Here is a 22,124-nt window from a genome sequence, read left to right on the forward strand (position 1 = left end):
GTGTCAGACGGAATTTTTCTCTTCCAGCATAAGCCATTCTTCTTCGGCGGATTTTAGGGTTTCCTGCCGCTCTGCCAGCATGTCCGACGCCTTGCGGAACTTGACCGGTTCGGCGGTGAAAAGTGCCGGATCGGCCAGCAGGGTCTGCAGCTTGGAAATCTCTGCCTCCAGCTTGGAAATCAAGGTCGGAAGATCTTCCAGGCGCTTGCGCTCGGTAAAGGATAATCCCCCCGCCGATGCCTTTTCAGCCCCCTTGGTCTTGACGGGCGAAGGGGTGGAAACGGGGGTGGCGACAGGGGGGGTAATGTCTGTTTTCTGGCTTTGGTAATCGGTCCAGCCACCAGCATAGGCGGTAGCCTTTCCATCACGTTCCAACGCAATCGTGGTGGTCGCAACCCGATCGATGAAGTCCCGATCGTGGCTTACCAGCAACACCGTTCCATCATAATCGCCCAAAACATCCTGCATAAGGTCAAGAGTCTCGACATCCAGGTCATTCGTCGGTTCGTCCAGAACCAGCAAATTCGATTCGCGCGCCATGATTCTGGCCAGAAGCAGCCGCGCTTTTTCGCCACCGGACAATGACCGGACCGGCGCACGGACCTGTGAGTCGTCGAACAGGAAATCTTTCAGGTATCCTACGACATGGCGCGGGGTACCGCGGACCATGACCTGATCGGCCTGCCCCGATACCCCCAACAACGGATCTCCCGTCAGGTTTTCCCACAGGGTCGCATTGCCATCCAGCTGGGCGCGGGTCTGATCGAACACAGCCATCGACAGGTTCGACCCCAGCTGCACCGTGCCTTCATCCGGCGCCAATTCCCCCGTCAGCATTTTCAGCAGGGTGGTTTTCCCCGCGCCGTTCGGCCCGACAAAGGCCACCCGGTCGCCACGCTGGATGCGCAGATCGAAGGGCGTCAGGATCACCTTGTCACCAAACGCCTTGGCAATGCCCTTGGCCTCGATCACCCGCTTTCCCGACACGGGGCCGGATTCCAGCTCCATCGCAGCGGTGCCCTGACGGCGGATCTGGCTGGACCGTTCATCCTTCATTGCCGACAAGGCCCGCAAACGACCCTGGTTGCGCTTTCTGCGAGCAGATATGCCCTCGACGGCCCAACGCGCCTCGGCCTTGATCTTGCGATCCAGCTTGTGGCGGGCTTCGTCTTCCTCGGCCCAGACCGTCTCGCGCCAGTCCTCGAACCCGTCAAATCCGGATTCACGCCGACGGACCGCGCCGCGATCCACCCAAAGCGTTGCACGCGTCAGGGCCTTCAAAAAGGCCCGGTCGTGGCTGATCAGGACATATCCAGCGCGGGTGGATTTCAAACGATCCTCCAGCCATTGGATCGCTTCGATATCAAGGTGGTTGGTCGGCTCATCCAGCAGCATCAGTTCCGGTTCGGCTGCCAGCAGTTTGGCCAATGCCGCCCGCCGTTTTTCCCCGCCCGATGCAGCATCGACACGGGTTTCGGGAACGAATTTCAGCCCTTCCGCAACCATGTAGATGCGATATTCCTCTCCCTCCGGCAGGCCATCGACCGCATAATCGCCAAGGGTCTCATAGCCCGACAGATCGGGATCCTGCTCCATGTATCCCGTCGTCACGCCCGGCGCCAGAACACGCTCTCCGCGATCAGGCTCAATCAGGCCGGCCATGATCTTCATCAGGGTGGATTTCCCCGAACCATTCCGGCCAACCAGCGCGACACGATCGCCGGGCTGGACGATCAGGGACAGATCATCGAAAATCGGATCGCCCCCGAAGGTCAGCGAGATATCGTTCACTTGCAAAAGAGGGGCGCGCGCCATGTCTCAGACCTCCGGCTTCATGATTTCGATTTCCGATCCGTCACGAACGGCTGTGTAGAAGCACGAACGGCGGTTGGTGTGGCAGGCCGGTCCGGTCTGTTCTACCAGCGCCAGAAGGCAGTCGCGGTCGCAATCGACGCGCATCTCGACCAGCCGCTGGACATTACCCGAGCTTTCACCCTTGGCCCAGAATGACTGGCGCGATCGCGACCAATAGGTCATGCGCCCCGTCTCCATCGTGCGGGTCAGGGATTCCGCATTCATCCATGCCATCATCAGCACCTCACCGGAGCTGTGGTCCTGTGCGATTACAGGAATGAGGCCGTTTGCATCATAGGTCATCGTACTTGGATCGAAGCGCATATCTTTTCCTTGGCAGGGGTGCCGCCTATCTAGGGGGAACAGCCGCGAAAGGGAACGATGTCCGATCTTTATTCACCCGAACTTCTGACATTGGTCACAGCCATTCCACATCTGGGGCGGCTGGAGCATCCGATGGGCAGCGCAACCGTACGTTCCCCGGCCTGCGGTTCCGTCGTCAGCGTTGATGTCATCCTGCAGGACGGATCGGTCACAGCCTTCGCCCAGGAGGTGCGCGCCTGTCTGCTTGGGCAGGCCTCGGCCGCATTGCTGGGCAAGATTATCATGGGGCGCACCCTGTCCGAGATCGAGACCCTGACCGAGGACGTGGCCGGAATGCTCCGGGGCAATAGCCCGCCACCTGCCCCCTTTGATGGCTATTCGATATTGGAACCGGCACGTGCGGTATCTGCCCGCCACGCATCAGTACTGCTTCCCCTGCGCGCCACAGTTGCGGCCATGAAAAATGCCGCCACCCCGATGGGCAGCGGCCAGTAGGCGCGGCAGGCAGACCGCGCGGGCAGTTCAGTAAACGATGTTCAGCCCTGCAAAAAGCGAGCCGAAAATAACAGCAACCCCGAGCGCATCGGAAATCAGGGTGGCGCGTGAATGGGTCAGGACGGTGCGAGCTTGTTCAAACATCTGGGCAACTCCTTTTCGTGTTGCCATATTGTTCTCACATGTTCCGGAACACGTAAAGAACTTTTTAAGAACATTTAGCCAACTCTTAACAAACTCATTGCTTCATCGCGACGCAAAAGCCACAGCAGCATGCGCGCAGATTGCCCTCGGGGAGATGTCAGATTCGGATCGAGCGAGAGCAATGTCCGCGCATCCTTCTGCGCGGTTTCCATCAGCCCTACCTGACGTTCCAGATCTGCCACGCGAAACCGGGGCAGGCCCGATTGCGCCGTACCGATCAGATCCCCGGCCCCGCGAATAGCCATATCCTCTTCGGCAATCCGAAAGCCGTCCTCGCTCTCCCGTAGAATTTGCAGCCTGCGGCGAGCGGTTTGCGACAGCGGAGCCTGATACAGCAATAGGCATGTGGATTGTGCTGATCCCCGCCCGACCCTGCCGCGCAGCTGGTGCAATTGTGCCAGACCGAAATGCTCTGCCCGTTCGATCACCATGATGGAGGCATTGGGAACATTGACCCCGACCTCGATCACCGTTGTGGCAACCAGAACCCGGGTTTCCCCGCTGGCAAAGCGGGCCATGGCGGCATCTTTTTCCGCCGGGGGCATACGCGCATGCACAAGGCCGACGACATCCCCCATACGTGCCCGAAGGTGGGCAAAACGGGCCTCGGCCGAGGCATAATCCACGGCCTCGCTTTCCTCTACCAGCGGGCAGACCCAATAGGCCTGCCTGCCCTCCGCCACCCGTGCAGCCAACGTCTCGACCACCGTATCCAGCTTGGAGGTGGCCATCAGGGCAGTCGTGATCGGTTTGCGGCCCGGCGGCTTTTCATCAAGCACCGACACATCCATATCGCCGTAACTGGCCAGTGCCAGACTGCGCGGGATGGGCGTTGCTGTCATGACCAGCACATCGGCCACACCCTTTGCAGCCAGTTGCATGCGCTGCGCCACGCCGAACCTGTGCTGCTCGTCAATCACCGCCAGACGGAGATCGTGAAACACCACATCCCCTTGAAAAACAGCATGGGTGCCGATCAGGATATGGATTTCTCCGGCGGCCAGCGCAGCCATCTTGGCCGCCCGATCCGTGCCACGATCCCGGCCTGTCAGAACGGCAATACGCACACCCGCCGAGGCCGCAAGCGGGGCAAGGCTTTCCCCGTGTTGCCGCGCCAGAATTTCGGTCGGGGCCATCAACACACCCTGCCCGCCCGCCTCTACCGCGATCAGCAACGCGAGAAAGGCCACCAGCGTCTTGCCCGCGCCGACATCGCCTTGCAACAGCCGGTTCATCCGATGGGGGCTGGCCATATCGGCTGCAATTTCCGTCAGGGCACGGACCTGCGCGGTCGTGCGGGAATATGGCAGGTCGCGCAACACCGCATCCGACATCACGCCGGTGCCAAGGCTGCTGCGCCCCGCCACCTTGCGTTGCGCACCGCGGGCCAAGGCCAGTGTCATCTGATGCGCGAACAGTTCGTCATAGGCCAATCGCTGCCGCTGCGGCGCGGTCAGCGCGATATCTGCAGGCCTTGAGGGGCGATGCAGTGTCTGTAATGCGTCCTGCCAGTCGGGCCACCCTTCGCGGGATTTCAGTTCGGGATCGATCCATTCCGCCAAAGGTGGCATCAGCGCCATGGCGGCACGGATTGCCTTGGCCAACCCCTTCTGCGTCACGCCTGCCACCAGTGGATAGACCGGCTCACAGCGCGGGATCGTTCCTGCGTCTTCCGGGGGCAGAACATAATCCGGGTGAACCATCTGGACCTGCCCGTCAAAGGATTCGACCTTGCCGGAAAGAACCCGTTTCTCTCCGGGTGGCAAAAGCCGCATCAGGTAATCGCCGCGCGCATGAAACCACACCGCCTGAAAATCCACCTTGCCGTCATGAAGGTTGACACGGTAACGCCCGCCCTTTGCCCTCGGGGGCAGATGGCTGCCCACCGTGGCCTCTACGGTCACCACGGTAGGGGGAATGACGTCCTGCACCGATGGATGAGGGGTCCGGTCAATCGCGGAATGCGGCAGAAGCAGTAGCAGATCCGCCGGGCGGGCCACACCAAGCGCAGCCATGGATTCTGCGGTCTTCGGGCCCACACCTTCAAGCGTGGTCAGCTCCGCGAACAGCGGGAACAACGCCTCCGGGCGGCTCATGCGTCACCGATCAGTGCGATCCAGGCGTCTTCGTCAATCATTTCCACCCCGAGCGCCTCGGCCTGTTTGGCTTTTGATCCGGCACCGGGGCCGGCCACGACCAGATCCGTCTTGGCGGATACAGAGCCTACCACCTTGGCCCCCAGTGCCTCGGCCCGTGCCTTGGCTTCGGCACGGCTCATTTTCTCCAGCGTTCCGGTGAAGACCACGGATTTTCCGGCAACCGGACTGTCCTTCTGCACCGGCGCATGCACATCCTGTACCTGCAGATGGGCAACAAGTGCATCGATCGCCGCTCGTTCGGCTTTGTTCTGGAACGTGGACACTAGTGATTTTGCCATGACAGCACCCACGCCATCAATGGCGATCAGATCCTGCCATTCCGCACCTTCGTCCGGAATGGCCTTGGTCATCACCGCCTCGAAGGTATCCCATGTACCGTAGTGCCGCGCCAAAAGCTGTGCCGACGTTTCCCCCACATGACGGATGCCCAGTGCAAAGATCAGACGGTTCAGCGGGATCTGCCGCTTGGCCTCGATCCCCGCGAACAGCTTTTCGGCAGACTTCGCCCCCCAGCCTTCGCGGTTCTTCACCTGCCGCGGCCCTTGCCCATAGGTGGCCTGCAGATCAAAAATATCGGCGGGGTTCTTGATCCACCCGTCCCGGTAGAACGCTTCGACCTGCTTCGCCCCCAATCCGTCGATATCGAATGCGTTGCGGGAGACGAAATGCTTCAACCGCTCCACTGCCTGGGCAGGGCAAACCAGCCCCCCCGAGCAGCGTCGAACGGCATCCCCCTCCAACCGCAAGGCCTCCGAACCGCATTCAGGGCAATGTGTCGGAAAGACATAGGCAGCGCTGTCATCAGGTCGCTTTCCGATATCAACATCGGCGATCTTGGGGATCACATCGCCCGCGCGGTAGACCTGAACCCAGTCTCCCACACGGATATCCTTGCCATCGCGGATCGTTTCGCCCTTTGAATCGCGGCCCGCAATGTAATCCTCGTTATGCAAGGTGGCATTCTGCACAACCACGCCGCCCACGGTAACAGGCTGCAATCTGGCCACAGGCGAAAGAGCGCCCGTTCGGCCGACCTGAATGTCAATTTCCAACAGGCGCGTCCAGGCGAGTTCTGCCGGAAACTTATGCGCAATAGCCCATCGAGGCGTTGCCGAGCGGAACCCCAGCCGCCGCTGCATGGCCAGATCATCGACCTTGTAGACCACACCATCGATATCATAGCCGAGGGTGGCACGGCCCTGCTCGATTTCGGCATAATGCCCAAGCAGCGCCTGAATATCCTCAAACCGGCGGGTAAGCGGGTTGACCTGGAATCCCATTTCGCGGAATCGTTCCACTACGCCAAACTGGGTGTCGGCCAGCGGTTCGGACACCTCACCCCAGGCATAGGCAAAGAACCGCAACGGTCTGCTGGCGGTGATTGCCGGATCAAGCTGGCGAAGGCTGCCTGCGGCCGCATTTCGGGGGTTCGCAAAGGTTTTTCCGCCCCGCTCTGCCTGCCGCCGGTTCAGATCGGCGAAATCGGCGTGGGACATATAGACCTCGCCGCGCACCTCCAGCACCTGCGGCGCATTCGCGATCTGATGCGGTATGTCAGAGATCGTGCGTGCATTGGCCAGCACATTCTCACCCACCTCGCCGTCGCCCCGCGTGGCCGCCTGCATCAGCACCCCATCCTCATAACGCAACGAAAGCGAAAGGCCGTCGATCTTCGGCTCTGCGGTAAAGGCGATCCGGTCCGAATGCCCAAGATATTTGCCGACCCGCGCAGCAAATTCCACAATGCCCTCGGCATCAAAGGCGTTTTCGAGGCTCATCATGCGTTGGACATGGCGTATCTTGCCAAACGCATCGGATGGCGCGGCACCGACCCGGTCCGACGGACTGTCGGCCAGCTTCAGTTCCGGAAACGCCTGCTCGATCGCCAGATTCCGGGCCTTGAGCGCGTCATATTCGGCATCGGAAAGGTCCGGTGCATCTTCGCGATGATAGGCGACATTGGCCTTCTCAAGCTGTGCAGCCAAAGACGCAAGCTCCGCTTGCGCCTCTTCCATGGTCAGTTGCTCAACCGGTTTCACGGGCACCCTCCGAACAGATCGTGATCTGTGGTTTAGGAATCCGATGCCCGACAGTCCAGCCCCTTACGCGCCCACAGCCGCCTTCTGCCCGGTTTCAACCGGATCGCGCAGAACGTAGCCACGTCCCCAGACCGTTTCGATATGGTTCTGCCCGCCCGTCGCCTCGACCAGCTTCTTGCGGAGCTTGCAGATGAAAACATCGATGATCTTCAACTCGGGCTCATCCATGCCGCCGTAAAGATGGTTCAGGAACATCTCCTTGGTCAGCGTAGTGCCTTTGCGCAGGCTCAGGAGTTCAAGGATCTGATATTCCTTGCCGGTCACATTCACGGCCCGCCCATCGACATCGACGGTTTTTGCGTCCAGGTTCACGCAGACCGATCCCGTCTGGATGATGGATTGCGAATGGCCCTTGGAGCGGCGGATGATTGCATGGATACGCGCAATCAGCTCATCCCGCTGGAACGGCTTGGTCATGTAATCATCGGCACCAAAGCCGAAGCCCTTGATCTTGCTGTCCGTATCGTCGGAACCGGACAGGATCAGGATTGGCGTATTCACCCGCGCCTGACGCAATTGCCGCAGCACGTCATGCCCGCTCATATCCGGAAGATTGAGATCAAGCAGGATAAGGTCGTAATCATAGACCTTGGCCAAGTCGATTCCATCCTCGCCCATATCTGTGCAATAAACATTCAGATTGGCGTGGGTGAGCATCAACTCAATGCTACGCGATGTAGCGGGATCGTCTTCGACCAACAATATACGCATGAATGATTTCCGGGGCCCAGTTATATCTATACCTAACCATTGAGGTCAAATGGTTAACGGCATCTTACTATTGGGCGGATAAAATATGAACATCATGGATGTCGATATTTCTGTAACATGGTAACTTTCAGGCCGGCATCGCCGTGCAGTTCAACCGCTTTTTGCCAAAGGTCGAATTCTTCGGGCGAAAGCGCATATCGCTCCAATGCCTCATCCCGTTGCAACAAGCCGAACATAACTGCCTTTACTACAACGGATTTCCGGCTGACGACCCATCTTGTTGTTTCAGGCGGCGGCAGATTTGCCTGTGTCAGGATGGAGCCATCTGGTAAAATGACCTGACGCGGACCATTCGTTTTTTTCAGATACATGCTCTCACCCTTTATCTGGCTACAGATTTGGGGCCATAGGTTTAATCAAGAATGAAACCGGGGGGTTGAGAATACTTAGGATTTTTCCTATTTATACAGCCTTCCATACATACCGGTTTATGCCATGCTCGATCATCCGATGAACTCTCTGGGTTTCGCAAAACCCCCCTCCGCTACGCGTGTTGTCGTGGCGATGTCCGGCGGTGTTGACAGTTCGGTTGTTGCGGCGCAGCTCAAGGAAGAAGGATATGACGTCATCGGCGTTACCCTTCAGCTTTACGATCACGGGGCGGCACTGGCGAAAAAAGGGGCGTGCTGCGCCGGTCGTGATATCCATGATGCCCGCCGCGTGGCAGAGGCCATGGGCTTTCCGCACTATGTTCTGGATTATGAAAACACCTTCCGCGAAGCCGTGATCGACGAATTTGCCGACGCCTATCTGGCGGGTGCGACGCCTGTGCCCTGCATCCGCTGCAATGAACGGGTCAAGTTCAAGGATTTGTTGCAGACCGCCCGTGATCTTGATGCCGACTGCATGGCAACGGGCCATTACATCCAGCGGAAAATGGGGGCAGCCGGGGCCGAACTCCATTCAGCGACGGATGCGAACCGCGATCAAAGCTACTTCCTGTTTTCCACAACGGCGGAACAGCTGGATTACCTGCGCTTCCCATTGGGTCATCTGGCTTCAAAAGCGGAAACACGGGCGCTTGCGGCACGCTATGGTCTGTCGGTAGCCGATAAGCCCGACAGCCAGGATATCTGTTTCGTACCCAATGGCGATTATGCCGCTGTCATTGAAAAGCTGCGCCCGGGTGCTGCCGATCCCGGTGATATCGTCGATCGGGACGGCAATGTTCTGGGACAGCATCGCGGCGTGATCCATTATACGATCGGGCAACGTCGAGGTCTCGGAATCGGTGGCCTCGGGGATCCGCTCTATGTCATCAAACTGGAGCCTGAGACCCGCCGTGTCGTCGTCGGCCCCAAGGAAGCTCTTTCCACCCGCATGATCCCCGTTCGTGAAATCAACTGGCTTGGGGATGAGCCCTTTACCGCGCGCGCCGAGTGGCATGTGAATGTGCGGGTACGGTCAACCCGCGCCCCCCGCGCCGCAATTCTGCGGCCGATTTCGGATACAGAGGCCGAGGTCGAACTGCTGTCACCCGAAGATGGCGTATCCGCCGGTCAGGCATGTGTATTCTACGATCCCGAAGGCACCCGCATTTTTGGCGGTGGCTGGATCTGGCGCGGTCGTTAACCGATCGCCTCAAGCACGGAACGGGCGGCCCGCATTGCGGGCGGCTCCCCGCCCTCACCCAGCCGCCGCATGGTCAGATCCATGGCAGCACGTTGCTGGGCTGTATTGGCCCCATCCTTCAACAGGTTCAGAACAGCCGGCGCAATATTATCGGCCTGACATGCCGGACCAAGAAATTCCGGCACAACCCGCGTATCCGAAACCAGATTGACCAGCGTGACCGTGTCGATCAGGGCCATCCGCCGCATGATCGTCATCGAAACCGGGTTCATTTTGTAGGCGACGACCATAGGCACACGGTGCGCCGCCAGCTCCAATGACACGGTTCCCGAGGCTGCGATGGCAACGTCCGCAGCCCGAAATGCAATCCGCTTGGCCGAAGGATCTTCGATGATACGGGGCGGCAATGCCCAATCCGCCGTCAGCTCATGAACCAGCTTCGACACGCTTGGAACAGTCGGCAGCAGGACACCGGCCGCAGGATGCACCTCACGCACTCGCGCCAGAACATCTCCGATGATCGGCGCCAGCCGTGTAACCTCTCCACGGCGGGAACCGGGCAAGGCCAGGATCATCGGATTCAACCCCGAGTTCTGCCGGAATGCGCGTGCTTCCGCGTCCGGGGCCCGCGGTTCCGACACCACAGGATGGCCGACAAAATCGCAGGTCATTCCCGCAGCCGTCATATAGGGCGGTTCGAACGGCAGAAGGGCAAGCACATGGTCGATCACCTCGGCCATCTTGGCAGCCCGCCCCGGCCTCCATGCCCATACCGAAGGTGCTACATAATGGATGGTGCGCTGATCCGGCCGCGCCTGTTTGACCAACCTCGCAACCCGCAGATTGAAATCCGGGGAATCGATCGTCAGCAGTGCCGTAGGTTCCGTTGCAACAACGGCATCCGCACATTCGGCAATACGGCGTTTGAGCTTGAAGTATTTGGGCAGAACCTCGGCAATGCCCATCACCGACAGTTCCGACATCGGGAACATGCTAGTGAACCCTTGGGCCTCCATCAGCGGGCCACCGACACCGGCAAAGCGGATATCGGGGCGCAACTCCCGAAGGGCCACCATGAGCGCTGCCCCCAAACGATCGCCCGAGGGCTCTCCGGCGATCAGAAACAGCTTCATATGCCCCGCGCCCATAAGGTGATGCCACAGCGTTCCGCTTCGGCGACGACGTCATCGCGGTCCAACAGCAGAACGCCACCGGCCTCCCACGCGATACAGTCGATTTTTGCCGCCTCGGCACGACGAAGGGTGTCCAGCCCTAGGGTCGGCAGATCTATCCGTTTGTCCTGCTGCGGCTTGGGGGCCTTATAGAAGACGCCGCCCGTACCTGTCCGCGTAGCGCAAACCCAGTCCAGCATGGCATCCGTCCCGGGCAGCGCCTCCATCGCAAGGCAAAGCCCCCGCGATACAACGGCGCCCTGACCGACATCGACAGATCCCAGTGCCGCAACAATGGAGGCGGCACGCGTCGCATCCGCACGATGCTGTTCGGTCACGTCACCACAGATGATCCCCTCGACGGGAACCAGATCCGGTGCAATTTCCTGCGCCCCGATCACGTCGAAACCTGTCTCTTCGAACAATGCGATAACCGCGCGAAGCAGCCCATCATCCCCCCCCTGCATGGCCGCAAGAATTCGCGGCACCTGTGCAGCAGTTTCAGGATCAAACAACGACGGGTCAAGATCGGGGCGCTTTACAGCCCCCGCAAATATGATCCGGGAGACGTTACGTGATGAAAGATCGCGCAAAAGTGGCACCAGACGTTCCAGGCGGAACTCTATATCAGGCACCACATCTTCGGGAATGAAGCCGGACATGGAGGCGACCACCGCATCCGGCACGGCAGCGCGAAGCACGGCCGGAAGCCGGCCACGCCCCGCAATAATTGCTGTACCACTCATTTCGGCGTCAGGAACGACCGGTCGGTCGCCGCAAGAATGAAATCGGTCATTTCGGTCACATGCTTGCTTTCGGTTTCATCGTGCAGCCTGCGGGCGCGATCAAGGAACGTCCCCTCACCCTGTGCCAGCATCTGGTAGCCGGCGCGCAATGCGGTGATCTCCGAACGCTCCACTCCGCGGCGTTTCAACCCGACAAGGTTCAGACCGTCCAGTTCCCCACGCGGCCCCTGAACCAAACCGTGCGGCAGAACATCATTAGTCACCATAGTCACGGCGCCAATGATCGCACCATGTCCGATCCGCACCCATTGATGAATGCCCGAAAGCCCACCGATGATAACGTCGTCGCCGATCACGCAATGCCCGGCAACCGCGGCCTGGTTCGCCAGGATTACACGATGTCCCACATGGGCGTCATGGCCCACATGGCTACCCGTCATAAACAGACAGTCATCGCCTACCGTGGTGATGCCACCACCACCTTCGGTCCCGACATTCATGGTGGCACCTTCACGGATTCTATTCCGTTTCCCGATGCTTAGACGAGTTTTCTCACCCCGGAACTTAAGATCCTGCGGCACCTCGCCGATAACTGCAAAGGGAAAGACAACGGTTTCATCGCCGATATCGGTCCAGCCGGTAATGACAGCATGGCTTTTGACCACTACGCGGTCACCCAAGGTAACCTCGGGGCCGATGATGGCGAATGCGCCAATTTCGCAGCCTTCGCCAATCCTTGCACCGGGTTCAATGACGGCAGTCGGATGAATGGTCATCGCCTATCCCTTCGGAAAATCCATCATCGCTGTGAATTCGGCTTCGGCTGCCAACTCACCCTCGACTTCGGCGCGTGCAGAAAATTTCCAGACCTTGCCACCGCCACGTTTGGTTGTGACAGTCATGACCATCTGGTCCCCTGGGCCGACCTTGCGCCGGAACTTGCAGGATTCAACGCCCATGAAATAGACCAGCATATTCTTGTCGGCGAGGTCCATCGACACGCCCACCATGACGGCAGCCGTCTGGGCCATTGCCTCGATGATCTGTACACCCGGAAAAATGGGCATGTCGGGAAAGTGGCCGGTAAACTGCGGCTCGTTGAATGTAACATTCTTGATCCCCACGGCGGATTTCATCGGAACGATGTCCCGAACCTTATCAACCAGCAGGAATGGATAACGATGGGGAAGGATCCGCTTGATCAGCTGGATGTCTGCCACGGTCGGAATGGCGGTCTCGGTCATGGGTTCTCCTTCACTGCATCCACGCCTGACTACCAAGTCGTTAACGCAGCGGCAATAGATCAGGGCGTTGTAGGTGTATCGGCAATCTCGGCGTCAAAGATATCGGCCCCGTCACCAAGCTGTTCATCCAGCGCAGCAATTGCACGATCGGTAACGTCGATCAGATCAAAGGACAGGAAAACACTTCCCCGATCAAGAATTGCAAGCGCGCCTTCGGATTGCATCAGCTCGGCAAGTATCGGAATGGACGCCTGAAAAAACGCCTTACGGTCCTGATCCCGCTGCCGTGTGATCAGAACGGATTTGGCATCCTGACCGCGGCGGGCCTGTTCGACGCGTTTATCAAAGGCAGCAGCCTCCAGATGAAAAGCATCACTTGGCATCGTTCGGCGCTTGTCGGTCAGGGCACGCTCTTCCGCCGCAAGATCGGCTTCCAATACGCGGTTTTCTGCCACCAAGGCCTGCGAAGCATCTTCGAACCGACGCTCCGCAGTTTTTCCAGCCATGCTTTCTTCGAACATACGATCGGGCATGACCGTTAGGATGGCGCTTTCCAACCGCGATTGTTCGTCGGGCGCGTCTTGCGCAGTTGCCACAGAGGACAACATGATCAGTGCAAGAAACGCCGCCCGCAACATCGTCAGAACTGGGTGCTGACAGTCAGATCGAAGTTACGCTCTTCATCGTAATCTTCTTTCTTCAGCGCTTTGGTAAAGTTCAGGCGCAACGGACCGATCGGCGTTGTCCAGAAGATGGAGAAGCCGACAGCCGCCCGCAGGCTGAAATCGTCATCTACAAGATCCCCGTCGGTGCCGACATTGTCGTCCAGCCCCCAGATGGTACCGGCATCCATGAACAAACCACCGGTGATGCCGTATTCAGCAGGCAAACCAAGCGGGAATTCGGATTCCAGACGGGCAACGGCATAGTAGTTACCGCCAAGCGCATCTTCGTTGGTCGCCGACAGGTCGCGTGGACCGATGCCGTTCGAATCAAACCCACGGATCGAGTTTCCGAAATAGCGGTTGGAAACGGTTGAAACCTGATCGTTCAGCATCGTCAGCGCGCCGCCTTCGAATACCGCGCGAAGAGTCACATCCTCATTGCGGACCCGACGTTCGGCAACGGCCTGAACGCTTGTCTTGACGTAGTCTACATCCCCGCCAAGCCCGGCAAAATCCTGTCCGAAGCGCAGCAGGATGCCCCCGTTCGGATTGATGCCGTTCGTCCGGGTGTCATAGCTGTAGGAATATCCTACGGAGCTGGTGATCTGGTCCCCCAGATCTTCTTCACGTTGCAGGATCTCGGACGAGCCGTTGCCGTCAATTTCGCCGTCATCATCGTAAGATACGTCATCAACATCCGAAATACCGTCTTGCGAGAGGGTATAGCGAAGCTCCAGACGGCTGTAATCACCAACCGGAAAGGTCAACGACGGGCTGATCCCGATGCTTTTCGTATCAAAATCTTCGTCGTCATCGTCAGTTTCGGTATAGTTTGCCGAAAATGCGAAACGGACGTCACGCCCCAGGAAGGCAGGCTCGGCGAAGGTGAACGTGGAGTCCACGCTGTCGCTGCCGGTTCCGATATTGATGCCAAGGTATTGGCCGCGCCCAAGGAAGTTCGATTCCGAGAAGCCGATATTGAAGCCGACGCCCGAGCTTGCGCCATAGGCGACACCGAAGGACAGGGACCCGGTAGGCTCTTCTTCCACATCGACGTTGACGACGACCTGATCCGGGCTGCTGCCCTGCTGGCTTTCGACCTGCGCATCGCTGAAGAAACCAAGGGCGCGGATACGCTCTGCCGATTGACGGATCTCCCGCGTGTTCAGCGGATCGCCCTCGACGGTGCGGAACTGACGGCGAATAACACGATCCTGCGTGGTCGTATTGCCCTCGATATCAATCCGCTCAACGAACAGGCGCGGACCACGTACCAGTGTGAATGCCACGTCCAGCGTACCTGCCGCTTCGTTACGGGTAATACGCGGTTCAACCCTAACGAAGTTCAGGCCCTGTTTCACACCGACGTTTTCCATCCGCGTGGTAACGTTTTCAATCGCAGTCGGCGAATAGAAGCTGCCACGTTTGATGACCAGCTGCTTCTGGAATTCGGCAAGATCGATCCCGGGCACTTCGGAGGCCAGGGTGACGTTATTCATCCGGTAGCGCTGGCCTTCCTGAATGTTGAAGGTCAGGAAATAGGCATCACGCTCACGCGTCAATGCGGCCGAGGGCTCGGGGATCTGTACATCGGCAAAACCGCGCGACAGGTAGAAATCACGCAGCATCTGCCGGTCAACCTGAACACGCTCCGGAATGAACGTATCGGCTGAAATAAGGCGGCGCAGAATGCCGGCCTGACGTGTTTCCAGAACCTGACGCAAACGACGGTCCGAGAATGTCCGGTTTCCGGAGAACGCAATACGCTCCACCTCGGCAATCGCACCCTCGGTGACCGTGAATACGAGATCGACACGGTTCTGCGAACGGCGGATGATCTGCGGCGTCACCGTCGCAGCGTTACGGCCGGTTTGCGAATAGGCTTTAGTAATCGCGGCCGCATCGGCCTCGGCCTGCGCAGGATTGTACGCGCGGCGGGTCTGCGATTTCACCATGCCGGCCATAGCCTCGTCGGTGATGATCGAATTCCCCTCAAAGGCGATCTGGCTGACGATCGGATATTCTTCGACCTTGATGACCAGCGTGCTGCCTTGGGGGGTGATTTCGACGGTCTGGAACAGCCCCGAATTCACGATGCGCTGATAGGCGGCGTTCAACTCTCCGGCAGAAAGGCCCTGCCCGCGCGTGATACCGGCAAATGCCAGAACCGTAGGATCATCCACACGATCGTTGCCCTGAACGACAACATTCGAAAAGCTGTAACTTTGGGCAAGTGCGGGGATAACCGCCCCCCCCACTGCCGACACGCCCAGAAAGACTGACACGACAGTCGGACGAAGCCCAACTTTGCCTGCGCATGCCTTGATGCGTCCCATCCACTGCCCCGTTCTTTAAATCTTGGTTACGTCTTGACTAGCGACAAGCGTGGGTGATGTCAAAAGGCTGTGCGGCAGATTATGGGCAGAAAATATCGTTGGTCAAAGCAAATACCATAAGGCCAAGGATCAGAACCATTCCGCCGGTCATCATCACATTCATGACACGAGGGCTTGGCGGACGCCGAAGCACCGCCTCGATGGCGTAAAACACCAGATGTCCGCCATCCAGAACCGGAATCGGAAACAGGTTCATCAGCCCCACCGCCACTGACAAAACAGCGATGAACCCGATGAAGGATTGCGCCCCTGCCGAGGCGGCGGCCCCGGACGTTTCGGCAATCCCTAATGGTCCCTGGAGATTGCAGGTCGAAATGGCGCCCGTCAGCATGTGCCACATACCCGACAGGCTGGTGGTTATGATGTCACCGACCCGCGTTGCCGCGTATCCTGTCGCCTCCACGATCCCCGGGTGGCGCAGTTCCGGCGTGAATGCCAACCCGCCCGAAATGCCGATCAGCCACCGTGTTTCAAATCCACCGGACGCCAGGGGAATATCCTGCCGGCGCGGTTGCAGGGTCTGCTCAAAGCTCTGCCCGTCCCGCAGGATTGTCAGCCGAACCTCGGCCCCGTCCGTTTCGCCCACGGCATCCCGCAAGGCATTGAACGACTGCACCTGCCGGCCATTCACGGCCGTGATCATATCGCCCGGCTCCAGTCCCGCACTGGCCGCTGCAGATTGCGGCGCAATCCCGTCGGCTACTGGCGGAAACGGAAACGGCCCTGTCAGCGTGACCTGCTGGCCATCCCGCTTCACCACATAGTCGGTTGAGGCCGCAGGCGGCAGGTCAGCAGCAATTCTTGCGACTTCGGCCAGTGTCGCGACAGGCTGGCCGTTGATCGACAATATACGATCCCCCGCCAACAGAGGGTCAACGCCCTCGACCGCCTGCGGGGGCACCCCCACAACCGGATCATCAATGGCCACGCCCTGCACCATGCCCATGACGGCAAGGATCAGCATCGCCGAAATGAAATTGAACACAGGTCCCGCAGCCACCGTGGCCGTTCGCGCCCACAGCGGCGCACCAACCAGCGTGGCCCGACGCTCGGTATCGGACAGGTTCGCGACCGAAGCATCGGAGGTTGCCGATGCCGGATCCGCATCCCCCTTGAATTTCACGTATCCACCCAACGGCAGCGCGGCCAGCTGCCAGCGCGTTCCACGCTTGTCCGTGCGCGAATAGACAACCGGGCCAAAGCCGAGCGAGAACACATCCGCCCCGATGCCGCACCAGCGACCGACGATATAGTGGCCGTATTCATGGATGGTGACGATGATCGCCAATGCGGCAATGAACGCCACAAGCGTGTGGATCAAACCTCCGAATTGCGGCAGCAGGCCAAGCAGATCCACGTCATTTTTCCTTTACGATAGCCGTTGCAATGCGCCGCGCCTCGGAATCCGCCGCCATCACATCATCCAGCCGTGCTGCTGGCCGAGCATAGGCGGGCTCTGCCGACACGCGGACAAGAGTTTCCTCGACAATAGCCGCCATCTGCGGAAAGGCGATACGACCCGCGATGAAGTGATCCAGCGCGATTTCCTTGGCCGCATTAAACACGGCCCCATACAATCCGCGCTGCGACATTACATCACGCGCCAGACGCAAGGCCGGAAACTTAACGGCATCAGGGGATTGGAACGAAAGGTTCGCGATCTGCCCAAGGTCGAGCCGCGCCACGGGAACATGCCCGCGATCCGGCCAGTGCAGCGCATACCCGATGGCGTGCCGCATATCCGGCATTCCCATATGCGCCAGAACACCGCCGTCGGTGAAACCGACCAATGCATGAACGATCGACTGCGGATGGACAAGCGTATCGATCCTTGATGGGTCAATATCGAAAAATTCCCGTGTTTCAATCAGTTCAAGTGCTTTATTGAACATGGATGCACTGTCGATAGAGATGCGCTGTCCCATGCTCCAGCTGGGGTGCGCTACCGCTTCGGCAAGGGTGGCCTTGGCAATACGTTCCACACTCCAGTCCCGGAACGGCCCGCCCGAGGCTGTGATGATGACTTTTTCAACCGCCTTGATATCTTCGCCCGTCAGGGCCTGAAAAACGGCCGAATGCTCACTGTCAACAGGAAGGATGGTTGCGCCAGATTCCTGTGCGGTTGCCATCAGCAGCGCCCCGGCTGTTACCAGGCTTTCCTTGTTCGCCAAGGCCAATGTCCGCCCGTGACGCAATGCACGCAGTCCCGGTACCAATCCGGCCGCACCGATGATGGCCGACATGACCCAGTCAGCCGGACGATCCGCCGCTTCGGCAATCGCCGATGCCCCGGCCTGCACTTCGATTCCCGTGCCCTGCAATGCGTCCCGAAGCGAGGGAAGACAATCTTCATGTGCCGTCACGGCAACTTCGGCCTGCAACTCCACCGCCATTTCGGCAAGACGCGTGATATTGCGCCCCCCGGTCAGGGCAACCGTACGAAATGCCCGCGCGCCGCCCTGCTGCCGGATCAGATCGAACGTACTTTCACCGATAGAGCCGGTGGCTCCGAAAATAGAAATGCTGCGCATGGATTAAAGCCCGCTCGGGATTGGAAGGGGGAACAGCAGGCCAAGAAGCAAGATGGCCACAACGGCACCGATCAGGGCATCAAACCGGTCCAGAACACCACCGTGCCCCGGAATCAGCCCGGAGCTGTCCTTTACCTCGGCGCGGCGTTTGATCCAGCTTTCGGCAATATCCCCCAGCTGTCCCGCCAGCGAAATGACCGGAGACAGGATGATAAGCTGCCAAGGCGCATCCTGCAGGATGACAAAGGCCGTACCGACGACGACTGCACCGATCCAGCCGGCAACCGTACCGGACCAGGTCTTGTTCGGGCTGACCCGCGGCCAGAACTTCGGTCCACCGAAGGTTCGTCCTGCAAAATATCCTGTCACATCGGATACAACGACCAAAGAGATCAGCCAGACAATCACCGGTGTCCCGGCCAGGGCCCGTAGATCGATCAGCGTATACCCCGCCAGCATGATCGCCAGCGCGTAGACGAATGCGACCTTGCGATGCTTTACCAGGCCAAAGGCTGCGAATGATGGAAGGAAAAGAAGCGGTACCTGCAAGAACGGAGCTGCCATAAGGACCGCATAGAGTGATCCTGCCGCCAGTCCCCCAAGGGCAACCGGAACCCAATCGGCATCCGGCCGCTGCATCCGGCCAAGTTCCCACATCATCAGCCCCGTCAGGATCAGCACCAGCAAGGTGAAGGTAATACCGCCAAGCCATATCTCAACGGCGCCAATGGCCAGCATGATAAGCGCAGAGGCCATACGTTTGGGCAGATCGCCCCAACGCCCCTGCTTGCGGACCCGCTTCATGCTTGCTTCACGCCGCCGAAACGCCTGTCACGATTGCCAAAGCGTGCAACCAGTTGCGCCAATTCATCCGGGCTGAAATCCGGCCATAGCGTGGGTGTGAATTCATATTCGGCATAGGCCGACTGCCAGGGCAGGAAATTCGAGGTGCGAGTTTCACCCGAGGTGCGGATTACCAGATCCGGATCCGGCAGATCCCGGGTATCAAGGACGCTGGCAATCATCCGGTCGGTAATGCCTGCCGGATCCAGACGCCCCGCAGCAACCTCGGCCGCAAGCGTGCGAACCGCCCGTGTCACCTCATCACGGCCGCCATAATTGATGGCAACTGTCAGATTGAGACGGCTCAGATGTTTCGTACGCTCTTCAATACCTTGCATCAATTTCTGAAGACGGGAGCTGAGCATTGTCCGGTCCCCGATGAAGCGCATACGCACCCCTTCGGCAGCAAGGCGATCAGCCTCACGCTCGATATAACGGGCAAAAATGCCCATCAGACCCAGCACTTCTTCGGTGGACCGTTTCCAGTTCTCGGTAGAGAATGCATAGATCGTCAGATACTCGATTCCCAGATCAGGTGCGCAGCGCACGATCTGCTTGACCCGTTCGGCCCCCTTGCGGTGGCCGACAAGCCGGGGCCAGCTGCGGTTGGTCGCCCACCGGCCGTTGCCATCCATGATAATGGCGACATGCCGGGCACCGCCGGTGTCTTGCGTCCGAGCCATCTCGTTGCGCTCCCCAATCATGCAGGCGTTAAACCTGCATGATCTCCTGCTGCTTGCTTTCCAGCGCCTTGTCTACGGCGGCAATAGCGGCATCTGTCAGGGTCTGGACTTCTTCCGACCACATCTTCTGATCGTCTTCGGCCATACCGGCGGCCTTGGCCTTCTTGATCTGGTCCATTCCGTCGCGGCGTACGTTACGGATCGCAACACGCGCACTCTCGGAATATTGCGCCGCGACCTTGGTCAGCTCGCGACGACGCTCTTCGTTCAGTTCTGGGATCGGCAAGCGGATCAGCGGGCCATCGACAACGGGATTGATGCCGATCCCGGATTCACGGATGGCCTTCTCGACCTTACCGATCATGCCCTTGTCCCAGATATTGATGACGACCATCCGCGGCTCGGGTACGTTCACGGTGCCCAGCTGGTTGATCGGAGTCATCTGGCCATAGGCATCAACCTGAATGGGATCGAGGATCGCACCCGATGCACGTCCGGTCCGCAACGAGCTGAATTCCGCCCGCAATGCCGCAATCGCGCCGTCCATACGGCGTTCGATCGCATCAAGATCGATCTCTAACTCATCAGACATCGTTAATTCCTTCTAGCTTTAGCGCCATTTCGCGCTTCATATCAGGCACAGCCCCGGTGGTATAGCCTTAGCCGTGCACGCGGGTATATGTCCCTTCGCCGCGCAGAATGCCGCAGAAGCCGCCCGGCTCATCCAGAGAGAACACGATGATCGGCAGGTGATTGTCACGGGCCAGCGCGATGGCCGAGGCATCCATGACGCCCAGATGCTGCTGTAGCACCTCGTCATAGCTCACATTGTCATAGCGGCGCGCGTCGGCGTGCTTGCTCGGATCCTTGTCATAGACACCATCGACCTTCGTCCCTTTAAAGATCGCCTGACAGGCCATTTCATTCGCCCGCAATGTGGCAGCAGTATCGGTCGTGAAATACGGATTTCCCGTACCTGCCGCAAAGATCACGACCCGCTTCTTCTCGAGGTGGCGCACAGCGCGGCGGCGGATGTAGGGCTCACAGACCTGATCCATCGGAATGGCGCTGATCACGCGCGTGTGGATCGAAAGGGCCTCCAGCTCGGCCTGCATGGCCAGCGCGTTCATGACGGTTGCCAGCATTCCCATGTAATCGGCAGTCGTCCGCTCCATCCCCTGGGCAGAGCCCTGAAGGCCGCGAAAGATGTTGCCGCCCCCGATGACCATGCAGATCTCGACACCAAGATCATGTACGGATTTCACCTCACGTGCGATGCGGGCAACGGTTGGCGGGTTAAGGCCGAACCCCTGATCTCCCATCAACGCCTCGCCCGAGATCTTGAGCATGACGCGTTTATACGAAATCGGTGTGATGGTGAGGTCTGACATGAGGCGCTTTCTTGGGAACGGGTTTTCCTTGCGCCGAAAATGTCGGAAAATGACGGAGGTTTCAACCGGAGCCTTGAGGGGTGCAGCAAGGAATGACGCAAGAAATGGCCTTTGGCATAGATCCCGACCGCCCCGTGCTGATCGCCGGGCCTACTGCCAGCGGAAAATCGGAGCTGGCTGCGCGGATCGTTGCCGATGGCGGTGGGGTGATCGTCAATGCCGATGCGCTGCAGGTGTATGGAAACTGGCGCCTGCTGACGGCCCGTCCCTCGGTCGAAGATGAGGCGGCACTGCCCCATGCGCTCTATGGTCATGTCGGACGGGAGGATGACTATTCCGTTGGCCACTGGCTGCGAGAGGTGGCGGCCCTGCTGGACAAAGGTATCAGGCCCGTCATCGTTGGCGGAACCGGGCTTTATTTCAGCGCCCTGACCGAGGGGCTGGCAGAGATCCCCGCCACACCGGCCGACATCCGTACCGAAGGGAATGCACTGACGCTGGAAGAGTTGCTGGCAACCCTTGATGCGCCAACGGCGGCCAGGATCGATCGTCAGAACCGCGCCCGCGTCCAGCGCGCATGGGAAGTGCTGCGCGCCACAGGTGAGGGGCTGAGCCTGTGGCAGGCCCGAACGGGCCCGCCCGTTCTGCCGCTGGCACGGACCACGCCGCTGGTATTGCGCCCCGACCCTGCGTGGCTGGGGCACCGCATCGACACGCGCTTTGATCTGATGATGGAAAGCGGCGCCTTGGATGAGGCGCGTGCCGAACTGCCCCACTGGCAGCCGGACCGTCCATCATCACGCGCGATCGGCGCCCCCGAACTCATTGCGCATCTTGAAGGGCGACTTTCCCTGCCCGAGGCAATTGCGCAGGCCAAGACGGCGAGCCGCCAATATGCCAAACGCCAAAGAACATGGTTTCGCAGCCGCATGGCCGACTGGACCGAATACCCGCTGGGATGATGCGTACCAGTCG

21 protein-coding genes are annotated in these 22,124 nt (G+C 59.4%); 3 read left to right on the plus strand and 18 right to left on the minus strand.

The genetic code is table 11. The annotated features are described in order from the left end of the window. Nucleotides 1–3 precede the first annotated feature (3 nt). Both TR36_RS05050 and hisI read right to left on the minus strand, forming a co-directional pair. Entirely contained in the window at nt 4–1,815 is a 1,812-nt protein-coding gene (locus TR36_RS05050) for an ABC-F family ATP-binding cassette domain-containing protein (RefSeq protein ID WP_062762582.1), read from the minus strand. Nucleotides 1,816–1,818: 3 nt separating this feature from the next. Further along, nucleotides 1,819–2,178 carry a phosphoribosyl-AMP cyclohydrolase gene (gene hisI / locus TR36_RS05055; RefSeq protein ID WP_045389605.1) on the minus strand — a complete coding sequence of 120 codons (360 nt, stop codon included), beginning with the start codon at nt 2,176–2,178 and terminating at the stop codon, nt 1,819–1,821. 57 nt (nt 2,179–2,235) lie between these two features. Between hisI and TR36_RS05060 the strand changes: the two genes are divergently transcribed. Then, nucleotides 2,236–2,673 carry an iron-sulfur cluster assembly scaffold protein gene (locus tag TR36_RS05060; RefSeq protein WP_045389602.1) on the plus strand — a complete coding sequence of 146 codons (438 nt, stop codon included), beginning with the start codon at nt 2,236–2,238 and terminating at the stop codon, nt 2,671–2,673. A gap of 218 nt (nt 2,674–2,891) precedes the next feature. On the opposite strand, the gene recG is transcribed toward TR36_RS05060, so the two are convergent. From recG to TR36_RS05080, 4 genes are all read right to left on the minus strand, one after another. After that, the gene (recG, locus tag TR36_RS05065) at nt 2,892–4,973 is read right to left on the minus strand and encodes an ATP-dependent DNA helicase RecG (RefSeq protein WP_062762584.1); all 2,082 of its coding nucleotides are present in this window, start codon (nt 4,971–4,973) and stop codon (nt 2,892–2,894) included. Next, the gene (gene ligA, locus TR36_RS05070; protein ID WP_045390027.1) at nt 4,970–7,051 is read right to left on the minus strand and encodes an NAD-dependent DNA ligase LigA; all 2,082 of its coding nucleotides are present in this window, start codon (nt 7,049–7,051) and stop codon (nt 4,970–4,972) included. The genes recG and ligA overlap by 4 nt, the downstream gene beginning before the upstream one ends. 87 nt (nt 7,052–7,138) lie before the next feature. Then, nucleotides 7,139–7,846 (minus strand): response regulator transcription factor CtrA, encoded by a 708-nt coding sequence (gene ctrA / locus TR36_RS05075; protein ID WP_045389596.1) that lies wholly within the window; start codon nt 7,844–7,846, stop codon nt 7,139–7,141. Nucleotides 7,847–7,938: 92 nt separating this feature from the next. After that, complete coding sequence (locus tag TR36_RS05080) at nt 7,939–8,217, minus strand: DUF1153 domain-containing protein (protein ID WP_045389593.1); 279 nt, start codon at nt 8,215–8,217, stop codon at nt 7,939–7,941. A gap of 124 nt (nt 8,218–8,341) precedes the next feature. On the opposite strand from TR36_RS05080, the gene mnmA reads away from it, so the two are divergent. Then, nucleotides 8,342–9,478 (plus strand): tRNA 2-thiouridine(34) synthase MnmA, encoded by a 1,137-nt coding sequence (gene mnmA / locus TR36_RS05085; RefSeq protein ID WP_045389590.1) that lies wholly within the window; start codon nt 8,342–8,344, stop codon nt 9,476–9,478. On the opposite strand, the gene lpxB is transcribed toward mnmA, so the two are convergent. From lpxB to pyrH, 12 genes are all read right to left on the minus strand, one after another. After that, nucleotides 9,475–10,611, minus strand: a complete 1,137-nt coding sequence (lpxB, locus tag TR36_RS05090; RefSeq protein WP_045390024.1) for a lipid-A-disaccharide synthase — start codon at nt 10,609–10,611, stop codon at nt 9,475–9,477. The two genes, mnmA and lpxB, sit on opposite strands and share 4 nt — an antisense overlap. Then, nucleotides 10,608–11,396, minus strand: coding sequence for an LpxI family protein (locus tag TR36_RS05095; RefSeq protein ID WP_062762586.1), 789 nt, complete (start codon nt 11,394–11,396; stop codon nt 10,608–10,610). The genes lpxB and TR36_RS05095 overlap by 4 nt, the downstream gene beginning before the upstream one ends. After that, nucleotides 11,393–12,172: an acyl-ACP--UDP-N-acetylglucosamine O-acyltransferase gene (gene lpxA / locus TR36_RS05100; protein ID WP_045389584.1), complete on the minus strand. Its 780-nt coding sequence runs from the start codon at nt 12,170–12,172 to the stop codon at nt 11,393–11,395. The genes TR36_RS05095 and lpxA overlap by 4 nt, the downstream gene beginning before the upstream one ends. Nucleotides 12,173–12,175: 3 nt before the next feature. Next, nucleotides 12,176–12,640, minus strand: a complete 465-nt coding sequence (gene fabZ / locus TR36_RS05105; RefSeq protein ID WP_045389581.1) for a 3-hydroxyacyl-ACP dehydratase FabZ — start codon at nt 12,638–12,640, stop codon at nt 12,176–12,178. A 59-nt stretch (nt 12,641–12,699) separates the two neighbouring features. Then, nucleotides 12,700–13,236, minus strand: a complete 537-nt coding sequence (locus tag TR36_RS05110; RefSeq protein ID WP_192841316.1) for an OmpH family outer membrane protein — start codon at nt 13,234–13,236, stop codon at nt 12,700–12,702. Between the two features lie 44 nt (nt 13,237–13,280). Beyond that, the gene (gene bamA, locus TR36_RS05115) at nt 13,281–15,641 is read right to left on the minus strand and encodes an outer membrane protein assembly factor BamA (protein ID WP_045389575.1); all 2,361 of its coding nucleotides are present in this window, start codon (nt 15,639–15,641) and stop codon (nt 13,281–13,283) included. Nucleotides 15,642–15,720: 79 nt separating this feature from the next. Further along, nucleotides 15,721–17,058: an RIP metalloprotease RseP gene (rseP, locus tag TR36_RS05120; RefSeq protein ID WP_045389572.1), complete on the minus strand. Its 1,338-nt coding sequence runs from the start codon at nt 17,056–17,058 to the stop codon at nt 15,721–15,723. A 1-nt stretch (nt 17,059) separates the two neighbouring features. Further along, nucleotides 17,060–18,232, minus strand: coding sequence for a 1-deoxy-D-xylulose-5-phosphate reductoisomerase (gene dxr / locus TR36_RS05125; protein ID WP_062762588.1), 1,173 nt, complete (start codon nt 18,230–18,232; stop codon nt 17,060–17,062). Nucleotides 18,233–18,235: 3 nt separating this feature from the next. Continuing rightward, nucleotides 18,236–19,036 carry a phosphatidate cytidylyltransferase gene (locus tag TR36_RS05130; protein WP_045389566.1) on the minus strand — a complete coding sequence of 267 codons (801 nt, stop codon included), beginning with the start codon at nt 19,034–19,036 and terminating at the stop codon, nt 18,236–18,238. Further along, complete coding sequence (gene uppS / locus TR36_RS05135; protein WP_153010497.1) at nt 19,033–19,758, minus strand: polyprenyl diphosphate synthase; 726 nt, start codon at nt 19,756–19,758, stop codon at nt 19,033–19,035. The genes TR36_RS05130 and uppS overlap by 4 nt, the downstream gene beginning before the upstream one ends. Before the next feature lie 28 nt (nt 19,759–19,786). Continuing rightward, the gene (gene frr / locus TR36_RS05140) at nt 19,787–20,350 is read right to left on the minus strand and encodes a ribosome recycling factor (protein WP_045389560.1); all 564 of its coding nucleotides are present in this window, start codon (nt 20,348–20,350) and stop codon (nt 19,787–19,789) included. Nucleotides 20,351–20,417: 67 nt separating this feature from the next. Continuing rightward, entirely contained in the window at nt 20,418–21,149 is a 732-nt protein-coding gene (gene pyrH, locus TR36_RS05145; protein ID WP_045389557.1) for a UMP kinase, read from the minus strand. A 92-nt stretch (nt 21,150–21,241) separates the two neighbouring features. Between pyrH and miaA the strand changes: the two genes are divergently transcribed. Beyond that, nucleotides 21,242–22,111, plus strand: coding sequence for a tRNA (adenosine(37)-N6)-dimethylallyltransferase MiaA (gene miaA, locus TR36_RS05150; RefSeq protein ID WP_082714860.1), 870 nt, complete (start codon nt 21,242–21,244; stop codon nt 22,109–22,111). Nucleotides 22,112–22,124: the final 13 nt, after the last annotated feature.

Origin of the sequence: Falsirhodobacter sp. alg1, assembly GCF_000739715.2 — a bacterium.
Lineage (GTDB): Bacteria > Pseudomonadota > Alphaproteobacteria > Rhodobacterales > Rhodobacteraceae > Falsirhodobacter.

Excerpts from the sequence above, each read along its gene's own strand:
- TR36_RS05050 (WP_062762582.1), bottom strand. The coding sequence starts at position 1,815 with ATGGCGCGCGCCCCTCTTTTGCAAGTGAACGATATCTCGCTGACCTTC.
- hisI (WP_045389605.1), bottom strand. The coding sequence starts at position 2,178 with ATGCGCTTCGATCCAAGTACGATGACCTATGATGCAAACGGCCTCATT.
- TR36_RS05060 (WP_045389602.1), top strand. The coding sequence starts at position 2,236 with ATGTCCGATCTTTATTCACCCGAACTTCTGACATTGGTCACAGCCATT.
- recG (WP_062762584.1), bottom strand. The coding sequence starts at position 4,973 with ATGAGCCGCCCGGAGGCGTTGTTCCCGCTGTTCGCGGAGCTGACCACG.
- ligA (WP_045390027.1), bottom strand. The coding sequence starts at position 7,051 with ATGGAAGAGGCGCAAGCGGAGCTTGCGTCTTTGGCTGCACAGCTTGAG.
- ctrA (WP_045389596.1), bottom strand. The coding sequence starts at position 7,846 with ATGCGTATATTGTTGGTCGAAGACGATCCCGCTACATCGCGTAGCATT.
- TR36_RS05080 (WP_045389593.1), bottom strand. The coding sequence starts at position 8,217 with ATGTATCTGAAAAAAACGAATGGTCCGCGTCAGGTCATTTTACCAGAT.
- mnmA (WP_045389590.1), top strand. The coding sequence starts at position 8,342 with ATGCTCGATCATCCGATGAACTCTCTGGGTTTCGCAAAACCCCCCTCC.
- lpxB (WP_045390024.1), bottom strand. The coding sequence starts at position 10,611 with ATGAAGCTGTTTCTGATCGCCGGAGAGCCCTCGGGCGATCGTTTGGGG.
- TR36_RS05095 (WP_062762586.1), bottom strand. The coding sequence starts at position 11,396 with ATGAGTGGTACAGCAATTATTGCGGGGCGTGGCCGGCTTCCGGCCGTG.
- lpxA (WP_045389584.1), bottom strand. The coding sequence starts at position 12,172 with ATGACCATTCATCCGACTGCCGTCATTGAACCCGGTGCAAGGATTGGC.
- fabZ (WP_045389581.1), bottom strand. The coding sequence starts at position 12,640 with ATGACCGAGACCGCCATTCCGACCGTGGCAGACATCCAGCTGATCAAG.
- bamA (WP_045389575.1), bottom strand. The coding sequence starts at position 15,641 with ATGGGACGCATCAAGGCATGCGCAGGCAAAGTTGGGCTTCGTCCGACT.
- dxr (WP_062762588.1), bottom strand. The coding sequence starts at position 18,232 with ATGCGCAGCATTTCTATTTTCGGAGCCACCGGCTCTATCGGTGAAAGT.
- TR36_RS05130 (WP_045389566.1), bottom strand. The coding sequence starts at position 19,036 with ATGAAGCGGGTCCGCAAGCAGGGGCGTTGGGGCGATCTGCCCAAACGT.
- uppS (WP_153010497.1), bottom strand. The coding sequence starts at position 19,758 with ATGGCTCGGACGCAAGACACCGGCGGTGCCCGGCATGTCGCCATTATC.
- frr (WP_045389560.1), bottom strand. The coding sequence starts at position 20,350 with ATGTCTGATGAGTTAGAGATCGATCTTGATGCGATCGAACGCCGTATG.
- pyrH (WP_045389557.1), bottom strand. The coding sequence starts at position 21,149 with ATGTCAGACCTCACCATCACACCGATTTCGTATAAACGCGTCATGCTC.
- miaA (WP_082714860.1), top strand. The coding sequence starts at position 21,242 with ATGACGCAAGAAATGGCCTTTGGCATAGATCCCGACCGCCCCGTGCTG.